The organism is Gordonibacter sp. RACS_AR68 (assembly GCF_030418485.1).
GTDB classification, from domain to species: domain Bacteria; phylum Actinomycetota; class Coriobacteriia; order Coriobacteriales; family Eggerthellaceae; genus Gordonibacter; species Gordonibacter urolithinfaciens.
The window spans coordinates 386132-411715 of sequence record NZ_JAIPUP010000002.1 but is presented as its reverse complement, the minus strand read 5'-3'; the positions used below and the strand labels follow the sequence as shown (position 1 = coordinate 411715).

26 protein-coding genes are annotated in these 25584 nt (G+C 65.4%); 14 read left to right on the top strand and 12 right to left on the bottom strand.

Going from position 1 to position 25584, the window contains the following annotated elements:
• Positions 1-10 precede the first annotated feature (10 nt).
• The 4 genes from K9U15_RS14520 to K9U15_RS06435 form a co-directional block, all read right to left on the bottom strand.
• Complete coding sequence (locus K9U15_RS14520) at positions 11-187, bottom strand: toxin-antitoxin system HicB family antitoxin (protein WP_367316875.1); 177 nt, start codon at positions 185-187, stop codon at positions 11-13.
• Between the two features lie 59 nt (positions 188-246).
• Positions 247-585, bottom strand: a complete 339-nt coding sequence (locus K9U15_RS06445) for a hypothetical protein (RefSeq protein WP_087191135.1) — start codon at positions 583-585, stop codon at positions 247-249.
• A gap of 402 nt (positions 586-987) precedes the next feature.
• Positions 988-2031: a DUF559 domain-containing protein gene (locus tag K9U15_RS06440; RefSeq protein ID WP_096227973.1), complete on the bottom strand. Its 1044-nt coding sequence runs from the start codon at positions 2029-2031 to the stop codon at positions 988-990.
• 123 nt (positions 2032-2154) lie between these two features.
• Positions 2155-2526, bottom strand: a complete 372-nt coding sequence (locus tag K9U15_RS06435) for a hypothetical protein (protein ID WP_123649902.1) — start codon at positions 2524-2526, stop codon at positions 2155-2157.
• A gap of 117 nt (positions 2527-2643) precedes the next feature.
• On the opposite strand from K9U15_RS06435, the gene K9U15_RS06430 reads away from it, so the two are divergent.
• The gene (locus K9U15_RS06430; RefSeq protein WP_301155781.1) at positions 2644-4716 is read left to right on the top strand and encodes a translation factor GTPase family protein; all 2073 of its coding nucleotides are present in this window, start codon (positions 2644-2646) and stop codon (positions 4714-4716) included.
• Between the two features lie 174 nt (positions 4717-4890).
• Here K9U15_RS06430 and K9U15_RS06425 read toward each other — a convergent pair whose 3' ends face one another.
• The gene (locus K9U15_RS06425) at positions 4891-5217 is read right to left on the bottom strand and encodes a hypothetical protein (RefSeq protein ID WP_123674272.1); all 327 of its coding nucleotides are present in this window, start codon (positions 5215-5217) and stop codon (positions 4891-4893) included.
• A 391-nt stretch (positions 5218-5608) separates the two neighbouring features.
• Here K9U15_RS06425 and K9U15_RS06420 point away from each other — a divergent pair, with 391 nt between their 5' ends.
• The 9 genes from K9U15_RS06420 to K9U15_RS06380 all read left to right on the top strand — a co-directional run bounded on the left by K9U15_RS06420 (position 5609) and on the right by K9U15_RS06380 (position 13995).
• On the top strand, positions 5609-6547 hold the full coding sequence (locus tag K9U15_RS06420) for a hypothetical protein (protein WP_301155780.1): 939 nt from the start codon (positions 5609-5611) through the stop codon (positions 6545-6547).
• On the top strand, positions 6453-7256 hold the full coding sequence (locus K9U15_RS06415; RefSeq protein ID WP_301155779.1) for a response regulator transcription factor: 804 nt from the start codon (positions 6453-6455) through the stop codon (positions 7254-7256). Before K9U15_RS06420 ends, K9U15_RS06415 begins: the two co-directional genes overlap by 95 nt.
• An 82-nt stretch (positions 7257-7338) precedes the next feature.
• Complete coding sequence (locus K9U15_RS06410) at positions 7339-8064, top strand: hypothetical protein (protein ID WP_162611550.1); 726 nt, start codon at positions 7339-7341, stop codon at positions 8062-8064.
• Between the two features lie 333 nt (positions 8065-8397).
• Complete coding sequence (locus tag K9U15_RS06405) at positions 8398-8634, top strand: hypothetical protein (RefSeq protein ID WP_087191888.1); 237 nt, start codon at positions 8398-8400, stop codon at positions 8632-8634.
• Positions 8635-8877: 243 nt separating this feature from the next.
• A complete protein-coding gene (locus K9U15_RS06400; protein WP_087191889.1) occupies positions 8878-11244 on the top strand; it encodes a molybdopterin-dependent oxidoreductase in 2367 nt (788 codons plus the stop codon).
• Positions 11245-11308: 64 nt separating this feature from the next.
• Positions 11309-11566: a 4Fe-4S dicluster domain-containing protein gene (locus K9U15_RS06395; protein ID WP_334099493.1), complete on the top strand. Its 258-nt coding sequence runs from the start codon at positions 11309-11311 to the stop codon at positions 11564-11566.
• Between the two features lie 24 nt (positions 11567-11590).
• Positions 11591-11827, top strand: coding sequence for a RanBP2-type Zn finger domain-containing protein (locus tag K9U15_RS06390; RefSeq protein ID WP_015539702.1), 237 nt, complete (start codon positions 11591-11593; stop codon positions 11825-11827).
• Positions 11828-12096: 269 nt separating this feature from the next.
• A complete protein-coding gene (locus tag K9U15_RS06385) occupies positions 12097-13506 on the top strand; it encodes an MFS transporter (protein WP_301155778.1) in 1410 nt (469 codons plus the stop codon).
• Positions 13507-13743: 237 nt separating this feature from the next.
• Complete coding sequence (locus K9U15_RS06380) at positions 13744-13995, top strand: hypothetical protein (RefSeq protein WP_123674481.1); 252 nt, start codon at positions 13744-13746, stop codon at positions 13993-13995.
• Positions 13996-14478: 483 nt separating this feature from the next.
• On the opposite strand, the gene K9U15_RS06375 is transcribed toward K9U15_RS06380, so the two are convergent.
• Together K9U15_RS06375 and K9U15_RS06370 are read right to left on the bottom strand one after the other, a co-directional pair.
• Positions 14479-14817 carry a hypothetical protein gene (locus tag K9U15_RS06375; RefSeq protein WP_087191891.1) on the bottom strand — a complete coding sequence of 113 codons (339 nt, stop codon included), beginning with the start codon at positions 14815-14817 and terminating at the stop codon, positions 14479-14481.
• A 132-nt stretch (positions 14818-14949) separates the two neighbouring features.
• Complete coding sequence (locus K9U15_RS06370; protein WP_087191892.1) at positions 14950-16257, bottom strand: MFS transporter; 1308 nt, start codon at positions 16255-16257, stop codon at positions 14950-14952.
• Between the two features lie 263 nt (positions 16258-16520).
• On the opposite strand from K9U15_RS06370, the gene K9U15_RS06365 reads away from it, so the two are divergent.
• The gene (locus K9U15_RS06365) at positions 16521-17867 is read left to right on the top strand and encodes a nitrate/nitrite transporter (protein WP_301155777.1); all 1347 of its coding nucleotides are present in this window, start codon (positions 16521-16523) and stop codon (positions 17865-17867) included.
• The gene (gene rimI / locus K9U15_RS06360; RefSeq protein WP_301155776.1) at positions 17815-19194 is read left to right on the top strand and encodes a ribosomal protein S18-alanine N-acetyltransferase; all 1380 of its coding nucleotides are present in this window, start codon (positions 17815-17817) and stop codon (positions 19192-19194) included. Before K9U15_RS06365 ends, rimI begins: the two co-directional genes overlap by 53 nt.
• A 15-nt stretch (positions 19195-19209) precedes the next feature.
• Here the strand turns inward: rimI and K9U15_RS06355 are convergent, their stop codons facing one another.
• From K9U15_RS06355 to K9U15_RS06340, 4 genes are all read right to left on the bottom strand, one after another.
• Complete coding sequence (locus tag K9U15_RS06355; protein WP_301155775.1) at positions 19210-19869, bottom strand: LemA family protein; 660 nt, start codon at positions 19867-19869, stop codon at positions 19210-19212.
• A 139-nt stretch (positions 19870-20008) separates the two neighbouring features.
• Positions 20009-20305, bottom strand: coding sequence for a hypothetical protein (locus K9U15_RS06350; RefSeq protein WP_301155774.1), 297 nt, complete (start codon positions 20303-20305; stop codon positions 20009-20011).
• 61 nt (positions 20306-20366) lie between these two features.
• The gene (locus K9U15_RS06345) at positions 20367-21320 is read right to left on the bottom strand and encodes a SpoVA/SpoVAEb family sporulation membrane protein (protein ID WP_301155773.1); all 954 of its coding nucleotides are present in this window, start codon (positions 21318-21320) and stop codon (positions 20367-20369) included.
• Between the two features lie 604 nt (positions 21321-21924).
• Entirely contained in the window at positions 21925-22536 is a 612-nt protein-coding gene (locus K9U15_RS06340; protein WP_301155772.1) for a hypothetical protein, read from the bottom strand.
• A gap of 597 nt (positions 22537-23133) precedes the next feature.
• On the opposite strand from K9U15_RS06340, the gene K9U15_RS06335 reads away from it, so the two are divergent.
• Positions 23134-23466, top strand: a complete 333-nt coding sequence (locus K9U15_RS06335) for an arsenosugar biosynthesis-associated peroxidase-like protein (protein WP_041239384.1) — start codon at positions 23134-23136, stop codon at positions 23464-23466.
• A gap of 2 nt (positions 23467-23468) precedes the next feature.
• On the top strand, positions 23469-24455 hold the full coding sequence (arsS, locus tag K9U15_RS06330) for an arsenosugar biosynthesis radical SAM (seleno)protein ArsS (protein ID WP_154270184.1): 987 nt from the start codon (positions 23469-23471) through the stop codon (positions 24453-24455).
• 207 nt (positions 24456-24662) lie between these two features.
• Here the strand turns inward: arsS and K9U15_RS06325 are convergent, their stop codons facing one another.
• The gene (locus tag K9U15_RS06325; protein WP_301155771.1) at positions 24663-25481 is read right to left on the bottom strand and encodes an MBL fold metallo-hydrolase; all 819 of its coding nucleotides are present in this window, start codon (positions 25479-25481) and stop codon (positions 24663-24665) included.
• Between the last annotated feature and the right edge of the window lie 103 nt (positions 25482-25584).

Here is a 25584-nt window from a genome sequence, read left to right as displayed (position 1 = left end):
TGCCAGTTGCCTATATACGCGACACCAGCAGCTGGTTTATGGAAACCCTTTGCTCGGCGGCTTCTATTGCCACGCGCCGATGCTGCTCGGATGACATCCGCAACGCGTACTTGCCCGAGAAGGAGCGTCGGCCGAACGGGAGCGGTGGGCATTCGCCCCGCTCACACCGCTTTCCTTCTAGCAGCAACGCATGAAGAGCGGGCCCCTCGGCGAGGGGCCCGCTGCGGTTGCGCGCGTTCGCTTCGGCTATTTGCCGAGCACTTTCTTGATGCCCTTGGCGGCCACGACGGCACCGCCGCCAATGGCCAGCAGGCCGGGGCCGGGCAGGATGAGCATCGGCACGCCCACGAGCATGATCGCGCCGCCGACGGCCGTCTGCACGGCGCCGCCGATGCGGCTGGGCTTCTTCTTCCCGGAGGCAGGGCCTCCGTCGATGATGGTAGCGTTGACAGAGGCGGCCTGCGCGGCGTTCTTCCCGTACGACGGCGCGCGGAACGCGTCGCCGCCTGCAGGCCGTCCGCTCCGCGCGGCTTCGCTTGCGCTGGCGACGGGGCTGACATCGATGATGGGGCTGTGGTCGCTCATGGTCTCCTCGCTAACGGTGGGTGGCGGCTCGAAGCTGCGTGTTGCTTGCGATTATACGGGCAGCACGGAGCCATGCGCCTGGGGCGGGGTGCTGGCGACAGGTTCGTCACCGTTCGGTAACGTGTTGTTCGCGGGTTCTCCAAAGACAAGCGCCGCGTTTCGAATTCGCGCCGACGCTCGCGACGCTGCTGCAAAGTCGCCGATTTCGGCAGATTGACGGGCGAAAGACGCGACGAGCGGCATAGCGTCCCTCGCTGGCCGTTGTCCGACCAGGTGTTTTGCTTTACCTGCACAAGGCTCTGGCTGCAAAGGGGGCCCGCACGGCGAAGAGGCCGCCGAAATCGGCGATTTTGCAGCAGCCGAACGAAGTTTTGCGGCTCGTTGCGGGGGATACGGCCACCCTCAGTCGAATCCGACGGGCAGCCCGAGCTCTCTCCTAAGCCTGAGCTTGCGCGCGTGATGGTCGGGGAAGCTCATCTGCAATCGTTTGCCCAGGCGCTTGCGGATGGATGCGGCTATGGTGTCGGTCGCCAGCATGCTGTCGAGCTCGTCGTTGGTGACGCCTATGACGATCCATCCCATCGCCACCAGAGCGTTAGCCCTTCTCGAATCCCGAAGGCGGCTAACCTCTCCTTCGTGGTGCTCTCTGCTCTGGTACTCGACGTCGAGTTTGGCTTCAGGCCAGCATAGGTCACAGCGGAAGCTTCTCCTTCCGGAGATCGCGCGCGCCGCGCTGTTCGCGCTCACCTCGTAGTTCATCAGGGGGATGCCGAGTCCGTATCCTCCGCGTGACAGGGGCAGCCCGAGGATGAGCGCGAGCTTCGATTCGCGCGCGGAGGCCGATCCGTCGGCAAGGTAGGGTAGGATGCGCTGGACTTTGCGTGCTCCGCCCATCGAGGGGTTCTTCGTTACGTAGGTGCGTAGGGCCCGCGTGCTTGTCAGCGGTTCGACCTGGTAGGCGGATCGAGCGCCGGTCCGTTTGGTTTGGTAAGAGCCGCACATCTCCCATCCTAGCTCGAGCAGCGCCGTTTCACTCGCTTGTCGCGCCAGGTGAACGAAACTGGTTGCGGGCGCGGTGAGGGTCGTCTCGCGATCCAAGCGCAGGAGCGATCCGCTCGGCAGGGGATTGCCGTGCACATGCGGCTTGCAAGTCGGCGATGCTCGGCAGTTCGGGTTGCCGACGAGAACATGGGCGGGTTTCTCGAACCGCAGATCGGCATGCATCGCTTCCAGCAGTTCGAGCTTTCGCTGCAGCTCCCCAGCTCTCGGGGCGTGATCGGGCAGCGTGCGAGCCGCGCCCTTCTCGGGCGCCAGCATGCCCGGTCGAGCGGCTCGCAGGATTTGCAGGGCGGTGAGGTGCCCGAAGCAGATGCGCGCCGGTTTCGCGCGCTCCCGCCTGTCATAGGGGCGGAGACCGGTTTTCGGGATGGGGTCGCATGCGGCCATGCAAGCCTCCTAGCTCGTCGCGGGCTCGAAGGATCTTGCAGACGTGGGGAAGCGAGCACATCGTTTCCGCAGCGGGCTCGTCAACGTGGGAAGAGCGCCTGCCTCGACTCTGGTTGGATGATTCTAGCACGTGCAAGCCGTCTGCGGCACGACGCTTCTTGCTGCAAAATCACCGATTTCGGCGGCCGTCGCGCATGGCGGGTCGAGGCTCGGCTTCTCCATTGACGACTGGCGATGAAAACGCCTGTTCAGAGGAATGCTCTGAAGGCAATACGGGGCTGCTTCCGGAAAGACGGCTTTATGGGCGCCGAAATCGACGATTTTGCAGCATTCGGTCGGGCGGTGACTGTTATACGGGATGATGCGGCCTGCCCGCGGCTGCGCTCCGGCGCGCCCCGGGCGCGGCTCGGCCTCGGCAGCGGGCGGGCCGCGCACTTCAGGGGTGCGGTCGAATTCCGGCGTTGTGGACGCCGAAAGCGGCCATTTGCGATACACTATGGGTCAAGGTTTCATGTTCGCGTTTGAAGTTCGTAGGTTAGGCTCGACTGTGGTTCGCGCCTTGACGAAGACGGCAACGGCGTGGGCCACTCAACAGGAAAGTTGGTGGTCAACATGGCAGCTCCTGCTACCGAACACGTACGGAACATTGTGCTGGTGGGCCAAGACGGCGCCGGCAAGACATCGCTCGCCGAGGCGATGCTGCACGTCTCGGGCCGCACGCCCCGCATGGGCACGACCCACGACGGGAAGTCCTACCTCGACTACGACGAGGAGGAAATCCGGCGCAAGTTCACCATCGGCACGTCCATCGCCCCCATCCCCTACAAGGACTACAAGATCAACCTGCTGGACACCTCCGGCCACCCCGACTTCATCGGCGACACGCTGGCCACCATGCAGGCGGCCGAGATGGCGCTTTTCGTGGTCGACGCCGTGGCGGGCCCGCAGGTCATGACCACCAAGCTGTGGCGCGAGGCCGAGGACATGCGCCTGTCGCGCGCCGTGTTCATCAACCACATCGACCGCGAGAACGCTGACTTCGACACCGCCATGGCGCTCCTGCACGCGCGCTTCGGCTCGCGTCTGGGGCCCGTAACCATCCCCATCGGCGTGGACGCGGACTTCAAGGGCGTCATCGACATCATCCGCATGAAGGCGCGCTACTTCGATCCCGGCAGCGACGCCGAGCGCATCGAGGACATCCCGGCCGACTACCTGGAGACGGCCCAGGCCGCGCGCGACAAGCTCTGCGACCTCGTGGCCGAGGCCGACGACGAGCTCATGATGAAGTACCTGGACGGCGAGGAGCAGCTCACGCAGCAGGAGTTGGAACAGCTGCTGGACAAGGCCATCGCGCAGGAGCTGTTCATTCCCGTGTTCGTGGGCTCCACGATCATCGAGCAGGGCATCCAGGGCGTCATGGAGGACATCGCCACCTATTTCCCGCACCCGCGCCACCACGGCCGCTTCCGCCTGGCCAACGGCGAAGAGACGCTCGTGGACGAGACGGGCGAGCCGGCGGGCTTCGTGTTCAAGACCGTGTCCGACCCGTTCGTGGGACGCTTGAGCTTCATGAAGGTCATCTCCGGCGTGCTGGAGCCGGGCATGGAGCTGGTGAATGCCCGCACCGGCAAGAAAGACCGCCTGGGCCACCTGTACGTCATGATGGGCAAGGAGACCAACGACGTGAAGAGCGCGAAGGCCGGCGACATCATCGTCGTCCCCAAGCTCACCGAGACGCGCACGGGCGACACGCTGTCGAAGTCGGGCACCGTGGCCATCGACCCGCTGCCCTTGCCCGAGCCGCAGTACCCCGTGGCCATCGAGGCCGTGAACAAGAAGGACGAGGACAAGCTGGGCACGTTCCTGGCCCGCGCGGTGGAGACCGACCCCACCATCCGCGTCAGCCGCAGCGAGGAGACGCACCAGACTGTGGTCACCGCCATGGGCGACGCCCAGGTTGACACGCTGCTCGCACGCCTGAAGGAGCAGACCGGCGTCGAGGCGAGGCTCGTGGACGTGCGCATCCCGTACCGCGAGACCATCCGCAAGAAGGCCGAGGCGCAGGGACGCCACAAGAAGCAGACGGGCGGCTCGGGCCAGTTCGGCGACTGCTGGCTGCGCCTGGAGCCGAACCCCGGCGGCGGCTACGAGTTCCTGGACGAGATCGTGGGCGGCAAGATCCCGCGCGGCTTCATCCCCGCTGTGGACAAGGGCGTGCAGGACGCCATGGCCGAGGGCTTCCTGGCGGGCTATCCCATGGTGGACGTGAAGTGCGCCGTGTACGACGGCTCGTACCACTCGGTCGACTCCAACGAGATGGCGTTCAAGACGGCTGCGCGCATCGGTTTCCGCGCTGCGTGCGAGAAGGCCGACCCCATCCTGCTGGAACCCATGGCCAACCTGAACGTGACGGTGGGCGAGGAGTACGCCGGCGCCGTCATGGGCGATATCTCCACGCGGCGCGGTCGCATCGTGGGCACCGACTCCAACGATGCGGGCGAGACGGTCATCATGATGCGCGTGCCCTACGCCGAGGTGGTCACGTACACGAAGGACCTGCGCTCCCTCACGCGCGGCTCCGGCTCGTACACCTTGGAGCTCGAGGGCTACGACCCCGCTCCGGCCGACGTGACGAAGAGGCTCGTGGAGGCCTACCAAGCCGCCCGAGCTGCCGGCAACTAGCTTCTCCGGCCCGGTATCTGGCATGCAAAAGGCGCCGCCCCGAGTGGGTGGCGCCTTTTTAACGTGGGACGGGGGGGCGGATGGCGTCTCGTTCTCGCACGCTTGCGGCAAACGAGAGCTATCGGGGGGGGGGCGAGGCGTTTCCCCCGTCCCCCTGCCTCCCTCCGCTTCCTCCTACACTCCCGGATGCGCTGCTAGCCATTCTTCGCTCGGAGGGGTGTTTCGGCGGCATACCTGGTACCCATGCTCGGGATGCGCGCTCGTGCCCTTGCCGCAGGGGTAGGCGCACACGAGGCCGCTGTAGTTGCAGCGCAGGGGCTCGGGGCGCACGAGCGCTGTCAGGTCCTCGCCGCATTTCTTGCACAAGAGCGCCGCCCCGGCCGTCACTTCCGTGCGGTCGAAGATGGTGCACGTGCCGCAAGAGGGACACTTCCCCGACTTCTTGGGCGCGGGCTGGCATTTCCCGCACAGCGGGTTGCATATCCAGCAGCCTCCCGGCATAGTGGCCTTCCTTTCTGTCGTTGGGCTATAATATAATCCAATCGATTACGTTATGCTCTATACTAGGGTTATGACCGGTTCGGGCGAAGACGAGCGCGCCGAAGCGGGGGAGAGATCGTGCAGGTGGCGCGCACGGAAATTACCTGGAATCGCGCATATGCAACTATCAACCTAGCACGGGGCCTGGTGGGCTTTGTACCTATCGCAGTATGAAAATGAGCGGCTCTGGTACCGTGGGCTATAGGCCCTTCCGAGTAAAACGAGTAAGGTTTGAGAAGGACGAGTGAAGCGCTGCTCGTTTCTTTTCATCAGGGGGAAAGGGGCGTGCCGGATGACGCAATCAATGCCGGAACGATCAGAGGATAAGACTTCCCATGTGAAGACGTTGACTATGATCGGATTCAAGGTTCTCTTGAGCTGGCATTATCTGGTACTGTTCTCTCCCATATTTATCGGTGCGACCAACAACCCGTCTTTTTCCTTCTTCCTCGAGCGCCAGTTCACGCTGTATCTGACGCTTGCCTTGTCCTTTGGGGCGCTTGTCGGCGTAGGCCGCTTCTTCCTGAACCGCAACAAGACGGCTCCGTCCACGCTGCTGCTGGGCGCGGCGGGCGTGCTTGCCACGGTCGCCTCGGCGCTTTCGCTGGTTACGCTCTCGGCCGACATGCCGTGGCGCATCGCTTCGGTGGTGCTGCTGGGCTTTTCCGAGGCGTTCCTCATGTTCCTGTGGCTCCACTATTATATGGAGGCGGCGGCAGGGCATCTGTTCCGCTCGTTCGCGGTCGATATGATGGCCGGCGGCATCCTCGCATTCCTCACGTGCAGCTTCGTGCCGCCGCTCAGCTACCTTGTGACGCTGTGCATGCCGGCGGTGGCCACCGTGTCGCTCATCGCGAACTGGCGCACCATCGAGCCGGTCGATGTGGCCGCTCGGACTCCGGCCGTCGTGCCGCCCCGCAAGAGCGTCCTGCGCCATTCGCTGAAAACGCTGCTGCCCACCACGGTGTACGCGTTCGTGTTCGGCCTGCTGCAGGGCGGGTTCATCAACAGCGGCGTCGCGCTGCTCATGGCGGGCAACGCCGTGGTGCTCGTGGGCATCGTGGTGGCGGGCATCGTCATCTTCTTCATACCCGAGGCGCCCGAGACGGACGCCGATATCGACACGATACACCGCTTCTCGCTGCTCTTCTTCGTCCTCGGCATCGTGGGACTTTCCTTCTTGGGCGGGGGGGGGGGTGCTCCTCGCATCAGAAACGGTTATCCTGGCAGGATTCAACCTGTTCGACTTCGGCGGCCTGATACTCGGCGTCGGGCTGGCGCGGCGGCTTAAGCCCGGATCGCTGCTGCTGGTCGACGGCGGCCGCGTGCTCGTCTACATGAGCTTGGCCGTGGGCCTCGTGGTGGGCAAGACCGTGGTCACGGGCCTCGGCGTGGCCGACCCCTCGCTCGTGCTCTACTCGCTGTGCGGGGCTGCCATTACCATGCTCGTGGCAACGGTGCTCACGCCGTTCCGCGAGCAGGAGCCCTTCGAGGCGCAGCTTGCCCGCATGACGTCCGACTCCGGCGCCGCTGCCCCCGAAGGTGCTGCAGCCGCAAAGAAAGCCGACGTCGCATCCGCCTCGGCCGTCGGCGCGCCCGCGCCCTCCGGCGCCGGGGCCGGCACCTCCAAGAAAGCCGCAGCCGAGCCGGCGCCCGACGCTCCGGCTTCCGCCTCGCGCGACGAGGACGCGCCGTCCAAGCCCGCGCTGTCGTCGAAACCCTCCGGCGAGCCCAAGCGTGCCGACACGCCTTGGCGGCGCACGTGCCGCGGCATCGCCGAGCTCTACAAGCTCTCCCCGCGCGAGACGGAGATATTCTTCCTCATAGCCAAGGGCCGTAACGCCGAGTACGTCCAGCAGAAGCTGGTCATCTCCATGCACACGGCCAAGACCCACATAGCGAACATCTACCACAAACTCGGGGTGCATTCGTCGCAGGAGATGCTAAGCCTTATAGAGACGTTCCGAGAGGAAGACATCAAATCGCAAGAGCAGGACTGACAAGCCCATCTCGGCGCGCCGCGGCGCGCCGTTTTGCTGTCCATCTGGGGCGATGCGCCCCGCCAACCGTAAGGAGTACCCTATGCAAGAAACCGCACCCCAGCTCGACTTGAGCGCGTTTGCGCTCTCTTCGCACGACAGCGTGCATATCGTCATGCCGCCGCAGCCCGTCGCGACCGACGACGACATCGACGCGCAGCTGTTCGTGTACGTGGCCTCGGCCACGAACCATTCGCCCATCCGCTCCATCGGCGATTTGACCGACGAATGGGTGAAGGGCCAGTTCGACGGCATCAGCACCATGGCCGAGCTGCGCGCGGGCATAAAGCAGGACCTCGAGCGCCAGGGCATGGTGGCCTGGAACAACACGAAGTTTCAGAAGTGCTCTGACGCCCTCGTGGCGCGCCTGGAGGGCGAGCTTCCCGCAGATGTCGTCGCCGCGAACATCGAGGCTTCGCACGCGCAGTACGAGCAGCGCCTCAAGTCGTTCGGCTCCACGAAGGAGCGCTATCTGCGCGAGGAGCACCTCACGCCCGAGCAGTTCGAGGAGAAGCTGCGCGACGACGTGGTGTTCCAGCTGAAGCTCAACGCGGCGCTCGACAAGATGATCGAGGCCACGGGAACCGAAGTCGCGCCCTCCGAGCTCACCGAGTACCTGTCCACGGACGATCCCGATGCGTTCCTCGCGGAGATCGAGGCGAACGGCCGCATGGCGGACGCCCAGCGTGCCGCCGCCCGCGTCAAGGTCATGCGCAGCGTGGTGGACGCGGCCGTCGTCGAGACGGAAGGCGACGCCTCCGCCGCCTAGCCCCGGCTTCTATGCGCCATCCGGCGCTGCGGCTCGTGCCCCCGGCACCGGCCGCTTCGGAAGGGCCCGCATCGCGGGCCCTTTTGCTTGCTCGGGAGCTCATACCCCGTATCGTCCCCTTTGCATGACCGATTTACGTTTCCCCAGGTAAAAGCCTCGATACGTGCGTAGTAGTGAGTATGACTGCCAGTACTAGATCGTCCTTTTTCATACCCGCGAAGGTACTTTCGCCGATTTGCCGCATGGTAGCTTATGCGCTGTGAATGCACCCCAATGTATTTGCGAACAGACCTTGTCCACCGAGATTCAATGAGGAAGAGGAGGAACCACGATATGTGCTTCAGACCGCCGTCGTTCGACGAAATGATGAAGAAGTGCCCGTCTTGCGGCTCTTTCAACCCGCCCGAGAACGACAAGTGCAAGAAGTGCGGCACCGAGCTTCCCGCTGCGGATGCTGCCGGCACGGGCGCGAACGCCCCTGCCCCGAGCGCTCCCGGCGCCCCCAAGGCTCCCGGCGCTGCGCCGAGCGCCCCCAAGGCTCCTGGCGCGCCGAAGCCGCCGACTGCGTAAGCAGGAGCGGACCGATCCCTCCGGCGCCGCGGCTTGAGAGAGGCCGCATGCGCGCCGAGACAAGGATCATGCAGGTCTTTAAGAAACCCCGATACTCCGCTCGGAAGAGGAGACCGACGGACACGGGGAAGGCGGGAAGCGAGGTTTGAGGAGGCCGCGCGACCCGAGATAAGCGTGCTTCGGGGTTTCTGAAGAATAAGAGTTCATCTTATCGGTATCTCTTTTATGAAAGGGGGGCTTTTCATGATCAACGAATACAACCATGATCTGTACAAAACAGACTGGCGTTGGTACGAGGATGGTTATGAAGTGACCCGCACCTCGGTCTGGACCGGACCTGGGTGTCACAACGGCTGCGGCGTGCTCACGTACGTCAAAGACGGCAAGCTCGAGAAGATCGAGGGCGACCCCAACTTCGGGTACAACCAGGGACGTCTGTGCCTGCGCTGCCTGAACATGGTCGAGAACATCTACAACAACGACCGCCTCAAGTGGCCTCTCCTCCGCGACGGCGAAAAGGGCGAGAACAAGTGGAAGCGCATCACGTGGGAAGAGGCCTTCGACTGGCTCGAGGACACCTACGCGAAGATCTGCAAGACCATTCACGACGACTACAACGGAATCGGGCCCGAGGGCATCGTCGCCCTGTCCGGTACCGGCCGTAACGCCATGTGGCATGGCGCTATGTGCCTCCGTGCAGTCTTCGGCAGCCCGAACATGTCGTTCGGCTTCCTCTCTGCCGACTCCTGCTACCAGCCCCGCATGACCGCCAACCTCATGAAGGACGGCGACTGCTGGATCCTGGACGCCTCGCAGCTGCACCCGGATCGCTACGACAACCCGGAGTGGAAGCAGCCCGAGGTTGTTATCGTGTGGGGCAACGAGCCTCTCGCGTCCAACCCCGACGGCTTCGTCGGCCACTGGCTGATCGACCTCATGCGCATGGGCACGAAGTTCATCGTCATGGATCCGGCCCTCACGTGGCTCGCCTCGAAGGCCGACATCTGGATCCAGGTTCGCCCCGGCACCGACTGCGCGCTCGCCATGGGCATGCTGCGCGTCATCGTCGACGAGGACCTGTACGATCACGACTTCGTTGACAACTGGTGCTACGGCTTCGACGAGCTCGTCGAGCGCCTGCAGGACTACCCGACCGACAAGGTCGCGGAGATCTGCTGGATCCCCGAGCAGCAGATCTACGATGCTGCCCGCATGTTCGCTGCTGCCAAGCCCGGCGCCATCCAGTGGGGCCTCGCCATCGACATGCAGATCGCTGCCATGGAGGCTTCGTTCGCCATCTCCGACATCACGGCGCTGTGCGGCAACCTCGACGTCCCCGGCGGCAACGTGCTCGTGCGCTACGCCTACAACAGCTCCAAGAAGTACGGCTGCGGCCTCGAGTTCATCTCCCAGGAGATGCTTGACCGCCGTATCGGCACCGACCAGTCCCCGATCCACAAGGCCGGTTACACGCCGTTCATCCCGCCTGACCTCCTGCTCGAGGCCATGGAGACGGGCGTGCCGTATCCGCCTCAGATGATGTGGGTCCATGGCACGAACCCGATCGCCAACATGGGCGGCGACGCCCCGCGCATCTACCGCGCGTGGCAGAACGTGCCCTACACGGTCGTCGTCGACTACTACCTGACCCCGACCGCCGTCGCCTTCGCCGACCTGGTGCTCCCCGTGGCCATGTCCGTCGAGCGCGACTCCTTCCGCTCCTGGTGGCAGCCGCTGCGCACGATGACCGCCGCAGCCGGCCGTTACTACGAGTGCATGATGGACGAAGAGCTGGTGTTCTATCTGGGCAAGCGCTTCAACCCGGACTTCTTCAACCAGTTCGAGACCGTGCGCGACTTCCTGACGTGGATGATCCAGGACGACGGCAACGGCGTTCCCTACACGTTCGAGGACCTCACGCACACGGTGTACGACTACTGGGATTGGAACGAGACGTACCACAAGTACGAGAAGGGCCTGCTCCGCGAGGACGGTCAGCCCGGCTTCGTTACGGCTACCGGTATGTACGAGATCTCCTCTCCGCTGTTCGACGTGTGGGGCTTCGATCCTCTGCCGCACCACATGGAGCCGTTCGAGAGCCCGTACCGTACGCCCGAGCTGTACAAGGAGTACCCGTACATCTACACGTCCGGCCACCGTCACATCGGCCTGTTCCACTCCGAGCATCGCCAGCTGCCGACCATGCGCGAAGTGCACCCCACGGCTATCGCCGACATCTCGCCCGAGATCGCCGAGGAGATCGGCGTCAAGGAAGGCGACTGGGTGTGGTTCGAGAACCGTCGCGGCAAGTGCAAGCAGCAGGCGCACATCGCTCCGGGCCTCATGCCGAACCTCGTCCGTGCCCGCCACGGCTGGTGGTTCCCCGAGCAGGAGGCTGCAGAGCCGAACCTGTACGGCGTGTTCGACTGCAACGGCAACAACCTGACCACGATGGGCGTGTACGGCCCGACGCACTACGGCGCCCCGTACAAGAGCACGCTCTGCAAGTGCTACAAGGTGACGCCTGAAAATGATTGCTCGCCTAGCGAGATTGTGACCAAGGGAGGTGGCTTCGGTGGCTATGACTACACCCGGTTCGAAGGCGACTAACGGTCTGCTGATCGACTACGAATTCTGCACCAACTGCCATACGTGCGAAGTTGCTTGCAAGAAAGTGCATGATCTTCCGATCGGCCAGTACGGCATCAAGACGCTCGAGTACGGCCCCGTGAAGAACATCAACGGCAAGTGGGAGTGGACCTATCTTCCCCTGCCCACGGATCTGTGCGACCTCTGCGCCGACCGTGTGGCCGAGGGCAGGCTTCCGAGCTGCGTGCATCACTGCCAGGCTGGCATCATGTACTACGGCACGCTCGAGGAGCTGTCCGCTAAGTTGGCTGAGAAGCCCAATCAGGTGCTTTTCGCAAAGTAATGTTGGAACGAAGGAGGTAGAGCTATGGCTCGTCAGGAGAAAGGCGGATTCCGTCCGCCTCCGCTGGGGAAAATTCTGTGGAAGTGCACCGAGTGCGGTACCTTTAACGCGGCCGATGCCACGGCGTGCAAGAAGTGCGGCGCCGAGAAGGAGAAGGTTGCCGACAAGTCCATCGAGAGCGCTACGTTCAAGCCTATCGATGACTCCGAGCGCCTGAACCAGGACAAGAAGGCCGTCGAGAAGATTCTCGGCGAGGAGTAGTTAGTTCCAACGGCGAGGGGATCTCTTTCTTGAGATTGGGGTCCCCTCGTTCTTTCCATGGCCGCCAGGCAGGGTCGAAACGTTTTCATGGGGAAATGCTGAAAGAGCAAAAGAAGACGAAGCCTCGATCCGAGTCACCATCCAAGGCTAGCGCATGAAAGCAGGAACGCCTTCTTTTGCGCGGGATCCGCACTGTCCGACGGCCGCCTATCAGATTCTCCGGCTTAAAACAGCTCATAAGGGCCGGGGAACGTTCCAAGGAGCGGATTATGAGTGCAGCTGCAAAGTCGCCAGGGAAGTTCACTATTTCCCAGGCGATCGACTCCCTCGGAGTCAGCAAGTTTACCATTTCCATTTTCTTCCTCGTTGGCATAGCGATGATGTTCGATGGTTACGACTACATGATCATCTCCTATACCAACACCCAGATCATGCAGGAGTTCTTCGGTCCTGCAGGCAACGACGCCCTCAAGGGCGCCCTGTCGTCCTGGTCGACGATCGGCATCGTGGTGGGCTCGTTCGCAGCCGGCCCGCTGTCCGACAAGTTCGGCCGCAAGAAGATCCTCACCATCGGCACGTTCATGTACGGCCTGCTTACCATCCCGTGCATCTTCGCCCCGAACTACGAGGTCTTCGCGGTCTTCCGCGTGCTCGCCGGCCTGTTCCTGGGTGTGTGCACGCCTATCGTCACCACGCTGTTCACGGAGTTCACCCCCACGAAGCAGCGTTCGTTCTTCATCACGTTCGGCATGGCGTGGATGATCGTCGGTTGGGTTATGGCCGCCCTCGTGGGCACGGTCATGGTCCAGGTTGCCACGTGGCACTGGTGCTACGCCATCGGCGCGCTGCCGGTGATCTACGCGTTCATCTTCGGCAAGTTCACCCCGGAATCGGCCCACTGGTGCGCCGTGCACGGCAAGCTTGACGGCGCGGTGAAGACGCTCGAGCGCATCGAGAAGCGCGCGGGCAAGGAGATCCCCTACGAGCTCAAGCCCGAGAACCTTCTCGTGCCGCCGGTTTCCGCCAAGTCGAGCCCGGCCGAGGTGTGGAAGGGCAAGTACCTGAAGACCACCATCGCGCTGGTTATCATCTACTTCGCCGGCAACTTCAGCATCTACGGCGTGAACGCCTGGCTGCCGGCCCTGATGCTCGAGGCCACGGGCGGCGCCGTTACCGCGTCGTACATGCTGGCCATGGCGCAGAACGCCGCGTCCGTCGTGGCGAACTGCACCACCGGCTTCGTCTCCGAGGCCATGGGCCGCAAGCGCAACCTCATCTTCGGCTACGGCCTGTCGGTGGTTGCCTGCCTTATCGTCTCCCAGGTGGTCAAGCTGCCCGCCGAGACGAGCTTCTGGCCGTACCTGATCGCGTTCGTGTTCATGGGCTTCGCCCTGAACTACGCCATCACCGCTGCCCAGCCGATGATGTCCGAGTCCTATCCCACCGAGTTCCGCAACTCCGGTGTTGCGACGATCGTCGCGCTCGGCAAATCCGCCGGCATCCTGTCGCCCATCATCCTGGGCGGCCTGAAGGCTGCGGGTTGGGCGTTCTCTCCGCTGATCGCCCTGCTGGCCGCCCCCATGGCGTTCGGCTTCTTGGCTGGCTTCCTGCTTCCCAAGGGCGCCAAGGGCATGAACATCGACGACATCGCCGATGAGGCTGCCGACGCAAAGGCGTAAGCACTGCTTTACCGCCCCATCCTGAAAAGATGCGAGCGGATTGACGTTCGACCGGCCGACGGGGTTCCTGGAAAGGGGCCTCGTCGGTCGGGTTTGCCAGGGCGGTTCGCGGGTCGCCGCATCTCATAGAGCGTTGCTGGTCGCGCGCAGGATGCCGACGATTGCGGCGAACCGCCTTGGCAAACCCGACCGATGTACCGGGTGCCGAGGGGCTGAATCGATACAAGGGGGTTCGCGATGAGTGCTATCATCTGTCCGTTCTGCGGCAAGGAATCGGCTTCCGAGGACCATTGCACGAAGTGTCGCACGCGCTTCACCAAGGAGATCCGCGCTGCCGCTTTCACGGTGGACAACGACCCGCGCAGCGACCGCATAGGCCCCGTATCCACGAAGACCGCCAAGGTGATCTGCTGGATCGTGCTGGGACTGCTTCTGGCGGCTTTCGTGCTGGCCACCGAGCTCACCGGCAACGGCGTTACCGGCCACTGAGGGTGCGGCGGGGCTAGGTCGTCTCGGCAGCCGGGCAGGCGCCCCGCGTTGCGTTTGATCGGAGAGGCGCCCTGGCCAACCTTCCGCGCTTTCAAAACCAGGCGGCGGAGCATTCGGGGGAGTATTGCCTCCGCATTGTCATGTGTTCGCCTGCTCTCTCGAGGCCTTGCGTGAGAGGTGGGAGCTCGGGGGATCCGCACCGGGGCCGTATCCAAAAGCTCTTCTTAGCCGTATCTCACGGGTTGAAGGGGCTGTATCAAAAGTCCCAGAATGCGATCCCGGCTGGCAGCAAGGGCAGAGCCCTTGCCCTACGCTCGTCCCGGGAGAGACGACGAGGCGAAACTTTTGATACAGCCCCTTTGCTTCAACCCGGGGGACGTTCCCCGTTGAGCTAGGGCAGGGCCCTTACTCAACGGGACGGCTCCAAGGCGGGGCTCGAGCTCAAGGCTTTCGAATCGCCGCCATGCGCGCGCTTCGCCGGCTTTATCCCCGCTTTGCCTGCTCGTAGTCCTTGATGTCCTGCTTCGTGATGCCCACGCTCGCTTGGATGCCCCTGATCTCGTTGCCGGAGCGGGTGAAGTCCACGCTCGAGGTGCCGCCCAAGATGGCCAGGCCGATGCCGGCCATCATCATTGCGGCTCCCACGGCCATGTTGCCTACTTCCAGGATGCCGCTCGTCTCCAAGCCCAGCTTCACCGTGACGAGCACGACGATGGCTGCGAGGGCGGCGGCGCACTTGATGAGGTCCTTGCGACGGTTCGCCTTGAGACGTTCGATGTCCTGGTACGCCTTCGCCTTGCGCTGGCTCATGTTTCTGCCCATAACGTGTCCTTTCCCCTGATTAGGATCGCGTGATCCCCGTCGGGGCGGCCTCTGGCGCCAGAGGCCGCCCCGACGGGGAATCGGCAAGCCTGCGGAGGCAGCAAGCCCGCCGATTCCCGCATGGGCGCTCGCTTACGAGGCGGCGGCAGCCGTCTCGGGCGCCTCGACGTCGGCGGAGCTGCCGGAGGCCTTCGCCTTGCGACCCTCCAGCATCTTCATGTCGCTGTTCCACTTCTTGGAGAACGGCAGCACGTCGGCTGCGGCTACGAGGGACAGCACGCCCATGACCATGAACACGGCCAGGCGGTTGTCGCCGCCCACGGCGCCCTGCACCACGATGTTCAGGATGGAGCCGAACACGATGGCGAAGTTCGCCAGCGACAGGTTGAGCGGGTACTTCTTGGCGCCGTAGCGCTGGCGGGCGAACGCCGAGGCCACCACGGGCACGCCGCCGTAGCAGAAGCCGCAGCAAAACGCGCCGACCACGTAGAGCGCCGAGATGCCGGTGGTGAGCGCGCCGATGATGCAGGCGCAGGCGGCCACGGCGATGAGGCCGTCCACCAGCATGGTGATCTTCACGTTCGTCTTGTCGTAGATGAGGCCGATGACCACGCGCGCCAGGCCGTTGCAGGTGGACACCAGGCCCACGAGCAGCGTGGCGAAGCCGGCGTCGAGGCCCACGAGCTGGGCATCGGAGGCGCAGTTGCCGATGGTGGCCAGGCCGATGGCGATGACGATGATGGCCCAGACCCAGTACACGTAGAACGTGGAGGACTTGAGCGGCGTGTCCTGCTCGCCCGGGTCGTAGCCGGACGCGGTCGCCTTCTCGGGGGCCATGAGGGCCACGATGTTAGCCGGCGGGCGGCGCAGCGTGCAGGCCAGCACGACCACCACGAGCGCGGTGATCACGCCGATGGCGGCGAACACGGTGCCCAGGCCGAGCGTCGGCGCCAGGTTCACCGACAGGGTGCCCAGGATGAGCGAGCCCAGGCCGAAGCCCATCATGAGCACGCCCGACGAGAAGCCCACCTTGTCGGGGAACCACACGTTGGTGGTGGCGATGACGGAGTTGTAGCCCACGCCCACGCCCAGGCCGCCCAGCACGCCGTAGCACAGGTACACCACGGTGATGCTGCCGTTGCCGAACAGGCCCGTGCCGGCGAAGCCGCAGAAGAACAGCGCTGCGGCCACGAACAGCGTGTTGCGCACGCCGATCTTGGCCTCGATCTGCGATCCGATGACGGCGCCGACGCAGAACGTGATCATCATGATGTTGAACGTGAGCCCCACGGCGGCCTTCTCGAGGCCGAACGTGGTGCAGATGGGGGCGGCGAACATGGAGAATGCGTAGATCAGCCCCAGGAACAGCAAGGTGAGCGTGGACAAGGCCAGGTAGAGCATGCGCTTGCTCTTGATCTGGCCGACGGTAAGGTCAGGCATGGATCCCCTCTCTTTCAATGGTTACACGCGCGCACGGACAGCGCGGGCATGCCGTGCGACATCATCCATTGTGCCGTGCGCGCGCGGGCTCGCGTATAGTCGTCCGTACTAGATGCCCTCGTTTTCATACTCCTCACGGTAGGGGCGTTCCTCATGCCGGTGGTAGGTTGCATCGCGAGCGAAACGGTCTGCGCGCGTTTGCGCGCAGCTTCCGCGCGGAGGCGTCGGCACCTCCGCCGGGAAACGTCAGGGAGGCGATGAGCGTGGCCGACATACGCACGAACCGCTACGCTATCCTCGTTTGCGGCATCCTGACCATGCTCATGTTCGGCACGATCTACGCCTGGTCCATCTTCATTCCGCCGCTCGAGGCCGAGTTCGCCTGGACGCGCAGCCAGACGTCGCTCGTGTTCTCCGTCGCCATGATCGGGCTGTCGTTCGGCATGCTGTCCATCGGGCCGCTCTCGAAGGTGCTCTCGCTGCGCGCGTGCTTCGTCGCCTCCACGTCGCTGATCGTGCTGGGCTTGTTCTCGTGCCAGTTCATCACCGAGCTCTGGCAGCTCTACGTGTTCTACGGCGTGTGCTGCGGGCTGGGTTCGGGCATGAGCTACACGGTGTGGACCACGAACACGCTCGCGTGGTTCGGCGACAAGGTGGGGTTCGCCTCGGGCGTGCTGGTCATGGGCTTCGGCATGGGCGCGCTCGTGCTGGGCTCGCTGGCCTCGGCGCTCATCTACTCGTCGCTGGGCTGGCGCCTGGCGTTCGTGGTCATTGCTGCCCTGGCGCTGGTGGAGGCGCTCGTGGCCGTCAACTTCATCCAGGAGCCGCCGCCGCGCATCGCGGCGCTCAAGCCGAAGCGCGACGCGGTGGGCGTGAGCCTGCCCGGCTCCAAGACGGTGCGCGAGCCGTCGTTCTGGCTTTTCTGCATCTGGCGCAGCGTGGTCATGGGGGCGGGCGGCGCAGTGATCGCCGAGGCGTCCGTCATGATGACGGGCATCGGGTCGTCCATCGCGTTCGCCACGGCGGCCGTGGGGGCGCTCGGGCTGGGCAACGGGTTCGGGCGGCCGCTGGGCGGCATCCTGTACGACCGTATCGGGCAGAACCGCACGCTGGTGGTGCTGCCGGCGCTGGCGCTGGCCGTGTCGGTGGGCATGGCGGCGGCCTACTGGTTCGAGGCGCCGTGGCTGTTCGCGCCGTTCCTGCTCGTCGAGGGGCTGCTGTACGGCATGTACGCGGCCATCAACACGTCGTACATGCGCACGACGTTCGGGCAGCGCGACCTGGCCATGAACACCGGCATCAGCGCCGTGGTGCTGGCGCCGTTCAACCTGGTGTTCCCGCTGGTTGCCGCGGCGCTGTTCGAGTGGACCGGCGGCTACGAGGCGTTCTTCGTCATCGTGCCCGCCTTCGCGCTGCTGTCGCTGGCGTGCGGCGCGCTGTGCAAGCCGGCGAACGCGCGGCTGCAGGCGAGGTACGGGGCTGCGGGGGAGACGGCGGGTACGGGGATTGCAGGGGAGCTGCAGGATGCCACAGGGCAGACGACGGGGAGGAGCGCCGATGGCGTGGGGCAAAGGGCAGATCGTGAAGCAGGCGTTGCGCACCGCGCCTGAGGACTACGCCGCGTTCGAGGCCGTGAACCTGGCTGGGCGAGACGGCGTGCGCGTGCTGGACGTGGGGTGCTTCGATGGCTTCAACACCTACCTCAAGTTCGCGCCCTACGCAGGCGTGGCGCGTGTCGTGGGCGTGGACCCGCTGCCCGAGGCCGTGGCCGAGGCGGCAGCGCGCACGGCCGGCGACGCGCGGTTCTCGTTCGCATGCTCGACATTCGAGGACTACGAGCCCGAGGCGGGCGAGCGCTTCGACCTGGTGTACTTTTCCCACGTGCTGCAGCACCTGCCCGACCCGCAGGCCGCGCTCTCCAAAGCGTGCCGGCTGCTCGTGCCCGGCGGCTTCGTGGTGGTGAAGACCACGGACGACGCCGCGAAGCTGTCCTACCCCGACCCGGAGCAGGTTATGCGCCGGCTGTTCGACCTTTACGAGCGGCACGTGCTGCCGAACACCCCGCACACCGCCTGCACGGACCGTTGCAACGGGGAGAAGTGCTACACGCTTATGAGGCGCGCGGGCCTGGGCAACGTGGCGGTGCGCCAGTTCGCGGCCGACACGTGCGGCAAGACGCTCGAGGAGCGTCATGCCCTGTTCGAGCGCTGCGTGTACTTCCGCCGCAACGTTCCCGCGTGCGTCGACGAGGGAACCGCTGCCGAGATCCACGCCCTCGTGGAGGCGTGGGGCACGCTGTTCGACCAGGACGACTACTACTTCGTCACCCAGTCGTTCGTGGCCATAGGACAGAAGCCGCAGGAAGGCGCCTCGCCATGGAAGTACGCCGGCCCCGTTTTCGAGTCGGCGCCCGAGGCGTTCCGCAAGCCGCAAGAGGTCCAAACGGAAGCGCGTCCGCGCGGCGGCGCACCGCTTGCTCCCGCGGACGCTCCCGCCGTTGCCATCCGCCCGCTCGCCGAGCGGGACCTCGGCGCCGTCATGGCCATCGAGGTAGCCTCGTTCCGCGATCCGTGGACGCCGCTCGCGTTCGCGCTCGACCTGCGCCACAACCCGTGCGCGCACTACACGGCGGCTTTCACCGAGGGCGGGCTGGCGGGATACCTGGGATGGTGGGGCGCCCCCGACGGCGCCGCCATCGTGCGCGTGGCCGTGGATCCCGCGCGGCGCAAGGCGGGCGTCGGGCGTGCCCTCGTGGAGCAGGCGGTGCGGGACGCCCGTGCCGGCGGCCACGGCGTCCTCACGCTGGAAGTGCGCGCGGGCAATGCCCAAGCGCGCGGTTTCTACACGCGCTTGGGCTTCCAGGAGGCGGCGGTGCGGTCGGCCTACTACGAGGATCCTCCCGACGATGCCGTGATCATGGCGCTCCCGCTGGGGTGAGCGCCGAGCGCGCGTTTATCGGCCGGCCTCTTCGGTGATGGTGTCCGACATGCCCACGGCCCATAGCATGTACGCGTTCATGATGCGCGGCGACTTGTCGGCCAGGGTCTCCGAGTCGGCGGCGCTGGCCGCCTCGCTTGCGCTGCGCAGGTGCTGCGGTCGGTAGGGCGGCCGCGGGGCGTAGTGCGCGCGCTTCGCCACGAGCAAGGCGGGGAACGTCACGCCGGCGTTGTTGTACATGGTGGCGGCGTTGTTGTACAGGCGCTCGCGCGTGGGCAGGAGGCGATCGGCCCCCTGCAGCTGCTCGATCGCCTCGTGGGCGCAGTCGAGCGCGACGACGCGCCGCATGTCAGCTGCAGCGGAGAAGGAGCGCCATGCCCGGGCGAGCGCGCTATCGGCCTCGGTAGCGGCCTCGGGCCCGTCCGCCTCCCGGCAGGCGGCCAGGGCTTGGCGGATGCCGGCGGTGGGCGCGTCGGCAAGCTCGCCGGCTGCGTCCAGGGCATCGAGCAGGCGCAGGGAGGCATCCAGGCGCACGGCTCGCTGCTCCTGCACCTGGCGCCAGGCGTCGCCGGCCTCCTGGTCGAGCCTTTGCAGGTTGCGGTAGAGCAGGAACATGATGGTGGCGAACCCGGTGGCGAGTACGACGAACGGCACGAGAATCGGCATGATAGACATGATGGCCCCCTTCGGAGTCGGCTAACGCCGCCATTATACGAAGGGGGCCGGGGGAAACCCTACCACTTCTGGTATGGTTCTGGAGTATGAAGTGGCACCGTGGCGCCCGAGCCGGGACGCTGGCCGGCTCGGTGGTCGCCTAGAGTCCGGCGCGCGTGCGCACCTCGTCGATGCTGCGGCCGCACTTCGACAGGTCGCGGCCTGCCGAGCCTGCGAAGATGGCCAGGACGAACGCCGAGATCCACATCGCACCGTTCACCACCATGTTGTCCGCCTCGATGATGCCGGCGTTCTCGAGCATCGGCTTTCCCAGCAAGATGAGCATCATGGCGGCAAGGGCTGCCAATATCTTTATGAGGTCGAGGCGCCGCCGTGCCTTGAGCCGCTCGATCTCGGCGCGCGCCTTCTCGATGCGCCCGTTGCCCTTCTTGCCCATGCGGGCCTCCTTCTCCCTCGAACCGGTCTGCCTGGTGCGTCCGGGGCCGTTGCCTGCCGCCTTAGCCTATCGAGCGGTCCACGGCCTCCTCGGCCACGGCCATGGGCACCGCCCCGGCCGATGCGACGAGGGGCGTGCCGGCTGCGCCGGGCACGATGTCGTCGAGCTCGTCCATGAGGTGCTGTGCCTTCATACGATGCACCTCATGGATGGGCGTGCGGCCGAACTTCGCGTTGTAGATGAGGAACGTTGCCAAGCCGGTGAAGAACAGGCCCGCCACCGCCAGGAAGAACGATCCCAAGTGAGCAAGGCCCTCGCCCATCTCGCCCATCGCGAACGACACGCCCACATTGTACATGTTGTAGCCGCCCACGGGGATCATGACGCTGAAGCCCTGCCCGGCGAAGTTGGCAAGCGCGCCCGACACGCCGAGCGGCGCGAGGATGGCGCCGCAGAACCATGCCGTGAGCAGGATCCACACGGGCTGGCACTTCGGCGTGATGCCCTTCACCACCAAATACACCACCTGGAACAGCGCGCACAGCCCGCCGCCCACCAGGAAGGCCAGCGGGAACACCATCGCGGTCGTGTTCTTCTCCACAACCACGAGCGGCTCCGTGCCCATGGTGCCGCAGATGAAGCCGAAGAGGATGCTCAACGCGGCAGCCACGGCGTTGAACCAGATGACCAGCCACAAGCCCTGCCACATCGCCTTGCCCGCGGTGGCGTTCTGCTTCGTCCAGGGTCCCACCATCTTCATGCCCACGGCCATGGCGAAGCCCGAGAACGGCAGCAGCGCGCCGAACGTGCCCCATTCCTCGACCAGCTGGTAGTTGGCGAAGCCGCCCAGTATGCAGCCGATGATGCCCATGCTGATGAGCGTCGATCCGCCGATGAAGAACTGCATGGGCGTGCCGGTGAGCACGTTCGTCCACACGGTAACGAGCGCCTGGGCGACGAGTGCGAGCACACCGCCGATCAGAAAACTGTAGATCACGGTCTTGTAGGCTTTCATCGAAGCAATACCCCCTGTAGGTTCCGATAACGTGACGTGCGCGAAAGCGCGAGACGCCGCCATTGTACCGGCGCGCGAGGGGGAGGGTATCGACCCGTGCGTACTAGCCCCTGTTGATTTTCGTCCACACGAGGGGATGAATCGTGCTGCGCTGCTGGGAAAATCCCAGGTGGGAATGCTGATGGGGAAAGATGGCGAAAGCGCTGGAAAGCAGGAGAGCCGGAAACGCGGCACGTTTCCGGCTCCTGTGTTTCAGACCTCTTCCAGTATAAGATGATATCTACTATTAGGCAATACCCGCAGAGATGATTTTTTCGCTAACCGAAAATTCACGTCGTTTTGCGGAATTGCCGTCTCCGTCTTGCGGCCCCATCGCGGCGCAAGCGTTGGACGGAAGGCGGCAGGGGGGGGGGCGTCGCGCTCCCCCTGCCCCTGGTCGGGTTGCCGGTCCGGCGCGCGCAGGAAACCTTGTCTGTCGAGAGCGGCCACGAAACGGGGATTTCATCGCATGGTCAGGATAGGGGGTGCGGGATGTTTCACGTGAAACATCTGTTCGTTGATCAAAGGCGGCCGGCCGACGCTTCTGGCAGACGGGCGAGGGGCGCTACTCGCCGCGGCCGAACAGGGTGCGGGGGATGGCGGCGCGGGCGGCGGCGCGCAGCTCGGCGGCCTTCTCGGACGCCCAGAGCAGCCCGGGTTTCACGGCGGCTGCGTAGGCGACCTTCACGAAGGGACCCACGGCCAGCAGGTTCACGGAGAACGCCAGCAGGTAGGACAGGGGCAGGCTCTCGGCGTAGGCGAGCCAGGTGAAGCCGGCCGGGCCGTTCGAGATGAGCACGCCGAAGAACGTCATGAACGTCACCATGACCGACACGTTCACCAGCGTCATGGCGACCGTGCGCCTGAAACCGGCGAGGCCGGCCGGCACGACGGCGCGCGCCAGGCGGCCGACGAGGGGGTTCGCCACGACCGTGCGCACGAAGAGCGCGGCTATGAACGTGAGGAGGTACTCGTAGAGCACCTCCGAGAACGCGGCCAGCGACCGGTCGGACGCGTGGATCAGCCAGTTGAGCGTCACCATGCACGTGACCATGCAGAACACCATGAGCACCTGGAACGCGAGCTTGTCCTTCCCGCCGGCGGGCACGGGGACGGCGCCGCGGAGGGCGCGGGTGTAGGCGTTGTCGGGCAGAGGGCGTACGGCATGCAGAGACATGGGGTCCTTTCGGTCGTGGTGCGTATTCTCTTGTCGTTTCTTTCATGCGTCGTGCAGGGCCGCGGCAGGCGGCGCAGGCGTTTGACGCGAGCTCGGCGGGGAGCACCCCGCCGACACAGGACGACCGGCAGCGGGCGCCAGGCGGCGAGGCTGCATCGTAGATGTCGTCGATGATGAAAAAACGGGCAGCGCGTTAAGCGCATACGAATCCGAACTCATCGGATGCACCCAGTATACGGCACCGCGCCTCACCGATGCCGGCATGTAAGTTCATCACCATTAACTCTTCACCGCATCAGGCGCTATGCACCGCCCGCCGCGCACAGCCGGCCGCTCGCGGCTCGGGGCGTGCGGGGCCGCACGATCGGCCGCGTGCTGCGGGGCACGGGCGACGCGCAGCACGATCGGCCGCGTGCTGCGGGGCACGGGCGACGCGCGCGGCCTTCCTTCTGCATGCATCCGCCGGCCACGATGCGCGTTTTCGTTCGGCAAGCTAGCCAAGCCGCGATAATGGTGATAATCTAGTATAAGACGTAATCTATCATTACCGGGACGGTCAGCGTGCCCGGGCGACGCATGCAGGAAGGGACGAAGGCCATGGAGACCTACTACAACCCGGAAGACCTCGACAAGTTCTCGACGATGGGCGAGGAGGCCCCCGAGCTCTGGGACCTCTACATGGCCTACTACGGCAAGGTGTTCGCCGAGGGCGCGCTCACGGCGCGCGAGAAGGCGCTCATCGCGCTGGCGGTGGCCGGCGCCGTGCAGTGCCCGTACTGCATCGACTCCTACACGCAGTCGTGCCTGGAGAAGGGCGTGACCGAGGAGCAGATGACCGAGGCTTTCCACGTGGCCAACGCCATCCGCGGCGGCGCCGCGCTCGTGCACGGCGTGCAGATGAAGAACGTGGTCAAGCAGTTGGAAATGTAGCCATGCCGCAAACCAGCGAACAGGCCCAGGCCGTCATGGACTCGTTCCCGCCGTTCTACGAGCGAACGGACGAGGCCACGCGCCGCACGCGCGGGCAGCTCGACGTGCTGCAGGTGAACGTGGGCCGCCTGTGCAACCTGGCGTGCCGCCACTGCCATATGGACGCCGGCCCCGCGCGCACGGAGGTCATGGCGCGCGAGACGCTGCAGCAGTGCCTGGACGTGGCCGCGGGCCGCGGCTTCAAGACCCTCGACGTGACGGGCGGCGCCCCCGAGATGAACCCCGCTTTCGAATGGTTCGTCCGCGAGGGGGCGTCCCGCGGCCTGGACGTCATCGTGCGCTCGAACCTCGTGGTGCTGCTGGACGAGCCCTACCGCCATCTGCCCGAAGTGCTCGCCGAGCTGGGCGTCACCGTGTTCGCCTCGCTGCCCCACTACACGGCGAAGCCGGTGGAGAAGCAGCGCGGCGCGAACACGTTCGACGGCGTCATAGCCATGTTGCAGAAGCTGAACACGCTCGGCTACGGCGCGTCCGAGGGCGCGGGCGGGGAAGGGCCCGCACTGAACCTCGTGTTCAATCCGAGCGGTGCGTTCCTGCCGCCCGACCAGGAGGCGTTGGAGCGCGAGTACCGCGCGAAGCTGGCGGAGGACTACGGCATCGTGTTCGACCACGTGTTCGCCATCGCGAACAACCCGCTCGGGCGTTTCGGGAACCTGCTGCACAAGACGGGGAACCTGGAGCGCTACATGGGCAAGCTCGTGGGCGCGTTCAACCCCGATACCGTGCCGGCCATGATGTGCCGCAGCCAGCTCTCCGTGGGCTGGGACGGCGCGCTGTACGACTGCGACTTCAACCAGGCGGCCGGCCTGCCCTGCAGAAACGGCCTGACCATCGCCGACTTGGCGGCCGACCCGACGCTGCCGCTGCAGCGCGACATCGCGTTCGGCAACCACTGCTACGCCTGCTGCGCCGGCGCCGGCAGCAGTTGAGGCGGCTCCACGGCGTAGTTTGCGCCGTAAGGGTTCCGTCGTTCTGCGAACGACGGAACGAGCAGACGCTGCGGCCGGCCGTGGTGCCCGGACTTCGCGCGGTGCCGGAGACTCGCGTACCGAAGTACGCCTCGCCTCCGCCATCCCCCGAATTCCGGGCACCACGGCCGGCCTCGCTGACCCACTGCGCCAACCAGCGCGCTTTTCCTAGATCCCGATCGTCAGGCTGTCGGCGGCGGGCTTCACGCGGCCGCCGTACTGTTGCAGGTACTCCTCCAGCTCGGCGAGCGTGACGGGCTCGTCGTAGTGCATGGCCAGGTGCGTGAGGTAGAGCGTCCCCGCGTCCAATTCCAGGCCCTCCTCGATGCACTCCTGCACGCTGTGGTGCGCGTCGGGCGACCAGTTCCGCTTCCAGAACGTGGCGTCCATGGCCATGACGTCCACGCCGCGCACGCGCTCGGCCGTCTCGGGCGGGAGCTTCCCGGTGTCCGACGCGTAGAACAGGCGCGTCTCGGGCGTCTCTATGAGGTAGCCGTACGTGCCCGGCGCATGCGTCACGGGCAGCGCCGTGTAGCGCACGCCGTCGAGCTCCAGCTCGTCGAAGGGGGCGAGCTCGCGCATGTCCAGGCAGTACGTCATGTAGTGGAACTCGATGCCCGCCCCCTCGAGGGCCGCGGCGCTGCCATAGGTGGGCAGCGCGGCCTTGCGCACGAGCTGCACCAGGTACTCCAGCTCGCCGAGGCCCCCCAGGTGGTCGAAGTGCGCGTGCGTGTACAAGAGCTCGTCCACGCGGCGCACGTCCTCGCGCAGCAGCTGGTGGCGCAGGTCGGGGGGCGTGTCGATGAGCACGTTCCTGCCGGGCGAGCCGTCGGCGTTCGTGCCGCGCACCAGGGCGCCGCAGTCGCCGCGCCGCGCGCGCGGGTCGCGGCGCGCCTCGTTGCAGGCGGGGCAGTCGCAGAAGAAGGCCGGCACGCCGCATCCGGCGGCCGTCCCCATGAACGTGAACGTGTGCTTTCCGTGCTCCATCGCGGTCTCCTCGGTGGTCGATGCCGTGTCTTTTCTCCCATGATAGCGCTTTTCGCAGGAGCGGTTTGCGAAACTCCCGACCGAAGAAGTCATCGTCTTTCGG